The following is a 750-nucleotide window of genomic DNA, read 5'->3' as shown; positions in this document are numbered from 1 at the left end:
TGCTCAAACATGGCATGATTGATATGGTTGTATCACGTTTAGAAATGAAAACTACCATTGCACGACTTTTACGTTTGATGATGAAATATCCCCCTGTTGTTAATCCTTCCAATACATCTTCGACCAATTCTCAGGCATCGCTTTCTAAAGCAGAAGCTGCTTAAACTATGAAAAAAAACCACGTGCAAAGGATAATCGATGATTTACTGAAAAACTATCCTAAAAAATTTGATCTTTCTTTAGAGCGTATCCTTCGTCTTTTAGAAAGCCTTGATAATCCTCATTTAAAGCTTGCACCTGTTATTCATATTGCTGGAACACATGGTAAAGGATCTGCTTCAGCTATTTGTCGTGCTCTTTTGGAAAACGCAGGCTACCGCGTTCATGTCTATAGCTCACCTCATCTGGTTAATTGGAATGAACGCTGCCGAATCGGTCAAAGAGAAGGTGGAAAACTTGTCACAGAAGAACAATTGGCTGAAACAATTCAGCAAGTTGTCAAGGCGAACGGTCAAAAATTAATTACTGTTTTTGAAATTTTTACTGCTGCTGCCTTTATACTGTTTAGCACACATCCAGCTGATGTCGTGATTTTAGAGGTTGGTTTAGGAGGACGTTTTGATGCTACAAATGTGATTAAAAAGCCAGCTGTATCCCTTATTATGCCCATTGATTATGATCATGAGACCTTTCTTGGAAACACAATTGCACAAATCGCTTTTCAAAAAGGGGGAATTATCAAATCGGGAG

Annotated in this window: 1 protein-coding gene and 1 pseudogene; both read left to right on the top strand. The window is 38.4% G+C overall.

What is annotated here, in order from left to right; all coding sequences use genetic code 11:
- Positions 1 to 164: pseudogene (locus ACFINS_RS10190) on the top strand (acetyl-CoA carboxylase carboxyl transferase subunit beta); the annotation flags it as partial.
- 3 nt (positions 165 to 167) lie between these two features.
- Positions 168 to 750 (top strand): bifunctional folylpolyglutamate synthase/dihydrofolate synthase (locus ACFINS_RS10185; protein WP_375706200.1); only part of this gene is annotated, 583 nt, incomplete at its 3' end.

The sequence above is a fragment of the Bartonella sp. AA2SXKL genome (assembly GCF_042197205.1).
Lineage (GTDB): Bacteria > Pseudomonadota > Alphaproteobacteria > Rhizobiales > Rhizobiaceae > Bartonella.
The sequence above is the reverse complement of the archived record's forward strand: the minus strand, read 5'-3'. Positions and strand labels throughout refer to the sequence as shown.